Source organism: Mesorhizobium sp. M1E.F.Ca.ET.063.01.1.1 (assembly GCF_003998155.1).
In the GTDB taxonomy this organism is placed as follows: Bacteria; Pseudomonadota; Alphaproteobacteria; order Rhizobiales; family Rhizobiaceae; genus Mesorhizobium.
In genome coordinates, this window is sequence record NZ_RZSC01000623.1 from 1 (window position 1) to 3,477 (window position 3,477).

The window sequence follows — 3,477 nt, forward strand, 5'->3', positions numbered from 1 at the left end:
CATCTGGCCCGGCCAGGTCTTCAAGGTGCCCGGCAAGTCGAAGGAAGGCGAGCCGGCCGACATGAAGGCGATGGGCGACCAGATGACCACACCGAAGGCGGAGTAGGGAGCGCCGGCGCACGAGCGCGTAATCTCCCCCCTCGAGGGGGAGATGGCCGGCAGGCCAGAGGGGCTCCTCGCGCGTCGAGCGCCGGCATCCCCTGCGACGACCTCGGCGATCTATGTGAGACGACCCCCTCTGTCGCCTTCGGCGACATCTCCTCCTCAAGGGGGAGATTACCGGTGCTACCCACCAGCCTAGCTTGCCCTCTCATCCTTCATCGTCTATCGCCGATGGACGATGATCGAATCCCCATCCGAAACCTGCGCCCCTGATAGCCGCGCCGTCGCCGCAAGGTTTGCGGCACTCTCGCATCCGGCACGCATCGAAATTCTCAAGCATCTCTCGGCCAGCCGCTGCTGCTCGTGCCGCGAGGTGGTCGACCATCTCGATCTCGCCCAGTCGACGGTTTCGCAACATCTGAAAATCCTGGTCGAGGCCGGGCTGGTCCGCTTCGAGCCCGACCGTCAGCGCTCGCGCTACGCGGTCGATCATGCGGCGCTCGCCGGCGTCTCCGCTTCGCTTCGTGAACTCGTCAACGCCTGCTCACCCAGCCGCTGACCCTCTCACCCAAAAGGCAAAGAAAAGTGGCCGAAAAGACCGTATCCGCCGAAGCCGGCACTCTCACGACCTTGCGCAACCTGTGGCCCTATATGTGGCCGGCCGACCGCGCCGACCTAAGGGCCCGCGTCACTTGGGCGACGCTGCTGCTGGTCGTCGCCAAGCTGACGCTGGTCGCCGGCCCCTATTTCTTCAAATGGGCGACCGATGCGCTGGCTCACGGCTCGAAGACGCCGCCGCCGCTGCCCGCCTTCATGCTCGCGCCGGTGATGCTGGTCGTCGCCTACAACGTGCTGAGGCTGGTGCAACTCGGCTTCAACCAGTTGCGCGACGCGCTGTTTGCCCGCGTCGGCCAGTATGCGGTGCGCCAGCTTGCCTTCCGCACCTTCGTCCACATGCACCAGCTCTCGTTGCGCTTCCATCTCGAGCGCCGCACCGGCGGCCTGTCGCGCATCATCGAACGCGGCACCAAGGGTATCGAGACGATCGTGCGCTTCATCATGCTGAACACGGCGCCGACCATCCTCGAATTCGCGCTGACCGCCGGCATCTTCGCCTACACCTATGGCTGGAAATACGTGGGCGTGGTGGCGGTGACCGTGTGGATCTATGTCTTGTTCACGGTCAAGGCGAGCGACTGGCGCATCTCGATCCGCCGCGACATGAACGACAGCGACACCGACGCCAACACCAAGGCGATCGACTCGCTCCTGAATTTCGAGACGGTCAAATATTTCACCAACGAGCGTATGGAGGCCGAGCGCTTCGACCGCTCGATGGCCCGCTACGAGATCGCCGCGACGAAAACCTGGACCTCGCTCGGTTGGCTGAATTTCGGCCAGGGCTTCATCTTCGGCCTCGGCACCGTCATCGTCATGTGCATGTCGGCGCTTGAGGTGCAGGCGGGGACGCAGTCGGTCGGCGATTTCGTCTTCATCAACGCCATGCTGATGCAGCTATCGGTGCCGCTCAACTTCATCGGCTTCATTTATCGCGAAATCCGCCAGGGGTTGACCGATATCGAGCACATGTTCGACCTGCTCGACGTGCCCCAGGAGATCGTCGACAAGCCGGATGCAAAGCCGCTGAAGGTCGGCGCCGGCAAGGTCGAGTTCCGCGACGTTCATTTCTCCTACGATCCCAACCGCAAGATACTGAAGGGCGTCTCCTTCGAGGTGCCGGCCGGCAAGACCGTCGCCATCGTCGGCCCCTCCGGCGCCGGCAAGTCGACCATCTCCAGGCTGCTGTTCCGCTTCTACGACGTGCAGGGCGGCCAGGTGCTGATCGACGGCCAGGACATCCGCGACGTGACGCAGGAGAGCCTGCGCGCCGTGCTCGGCATGGTGCCGCAGGATACGGTGCTGTTCAACGACACCATCGCCTACAACATTCGCTACGGCCGCGTCGGCGCCGGCGAGGAGGAGGTGCGCAAGGCGGCCGAGCTCGCCCAGATCGGCCCATTCATCGCCAAGCTGCCCGAGGGCTACCGCTCGATGGTCGGCGAGCGCGGGCTGAAGCTGTCGGGCGGCGAGAAGCAGCGCGTCGCGATCGCCCGCACCATCCTCAAGGCGCCGCCGATCCTGATGCTCGACGAGGCGACCTCGGCCCTGGACACCCAGACCGAGCAGGAGATCCAGGCGGCGCTCGACCTCGTCAGCAAGGGCCGCACCACCATCGTCATCGCGCACCGGCTGTCGACGGTGATCTCGGCCGACGAGATCATCGTGCTCAAGGACGGCCAGATCGCCGAGCGAGGCACCCATGCCGCGCTGCTCGCCAAGCACGGCCTCTACGCCTCGATGTGGGACCGCCAGCGCGAAGCGACCGAAGCCGAGGAGCGGCTGCGAATCGCCCGCGAGAGCGACGAGCTGGGTGTGATCGTGCGGCGGAGGACGTCGGAGGTGAGCTAGCGCCGCGCCGATCTCCCCTCTTGAGGGGGAGATGTCGCCGAAGGCGACAGAGGGGGTCGCCGCGCGTGAAGCGCCAACCTCCATCCGAAGCAGCAGGCCGAGCCCAGTCGAACCGACCCCCTCTGACCGCTTCGCGGCCATCTCCCCCTCGAGGGGGAAGATCACAGGCGCAAAAAATTCCCCTTGACCTCAACTTAGCTTGAGCTTGCAAACCGTCTCCGAGCCCCTGCGAAGCAAGCCTTCCAAGAACGGAGACAGATCGAAATGAGCAATGAGAATCAACGCAATGGCAGCGTCTTCCGGGTCGACAAGTTCGTCGTCCCGGCGGAAGCGCGCGACGAAATCCTGAGCAAGGTCCTCATGACGCACGAACTGCTGCGCCAGCAGGAAGGCTTCGTGCAGGATTTCCTGCTCGAGCAGTTCTCCGGCCCGGGCGAATTCAACATCGTCACCATGGTCGAATGGGAAAGCCAGGCGGCGGTCGACAAGGTGGTGCCGATCGTCAGGGCCGCGCATGAGCGCATCGCCTTCAGCCCGCAGGAAACGATCGCCCGCCTCGGCGTCAAGGCCGACATAGCCAACTATCAGCGCGTACCGGAGGTGTAGGACGGCCAGCCCGCGCCGGGGGAAGACACGGCGACGCCAAGCACTTGGCCGGTGCGGGCGTCGCTGACCATGTTCTCGAAGCCGCGCCATTCGGCGGCGGCGATGAACAGCGTCCTGCCGTCGGCACCGCCCAGCATGCAGGCAAAGCAGCCCCGATCGACCTCGACCCTATCGATTTTCGCCCCGCCCTCGCGCACCCTGACGCAGTGCCGGTTCGGCACGTCGGCATACCAGACACAGCCCTCGGCATCGAGGCAGATACCGTCGGGATAGTCGTTGCCGAGATCCGCCCAGACGCGG

At 65.0% G+C, this 3,477-nt stretch carries 4 protein-coding genes; 3 read left to right on the top strand and 1 reads right to left on the bottom strand.

Going from position 1 to position 3,477, the window contains the following annotated elements; translation table 11 throughout:
- Nucleotides 1–340: 340 nt before the first annotated feature.
- The 3 genes from EOA29_RS29355 (at nucleotide 341) to EOA29_RS29365 (ending at nucleotide 3,177) form a co-directional block, all read left to right on the top strand.
- Nucleotides 341–661, top strand: a complete 321-nt coding sequence (locus EOA29_RS29355; protein WP_127221973.1) for a metalloregulator ArsR/SmtB family transcription factor — start codon at nucleotides 341–343, stop codon at nucleotides 659–661.
- Nucleotides 662–687: 26 nt separating this feature from the next.
- Complete coding sequence (locus EOA29_RS29360; RefSeq protein ID WP_127221974.1) at nucleotides 688–2,571, top strand: ABC transporter ATP-binding protein/permease; 1,884 nt, start codon at nucleotides 688–690, stop codon at nucleotides 2,569–2,571.
- Nucleotides 2,572–2,835: 264 nt separating this feature from the next.
- On the top strand, nucleotides 2,836–3,177 hold the full coding sequence (locus tag EOA29_RS29365; protein ID WP_126094886.1) for an antibiotic biosynthesis monooxygenase: 342 nt from the start codon (nucleotides 2,836–2,838) through the stop codon (nucleotides 3,175–3,177).
- Here the strand turns inward: EOA29_RS29365 and EOA29_RS29370 are convergent.
- On the bottom strand, nucleotides 3,156–3,477 hold a 322-nt coding region (locus EOA29_RS29370; RefSeq protein ID WP_145969854.1), incomplete at its 5' end, for an SMP-30/gluconolactonase/LRE family protein. The genes EOA29_RS29365 and EOA29_RS29370 overlap by 22 nt on opposite strands.

Coding starts and splice junctions, on each gene's coding strand:
- EOA29_RS29355 (WP_127221973.1), top strand. CDS start 341: ATGATCGAATCCCCATCCGAAACCTGCGCCCCTGATAGCCGCGCCGTC.
- EOA29_RS29365 (WP_126094886.1), top strand. CDS start 2,836: ATGAGCAATGAGAATCAACGCAATGGCAGCGTCTTCCGGGTCGACAAG.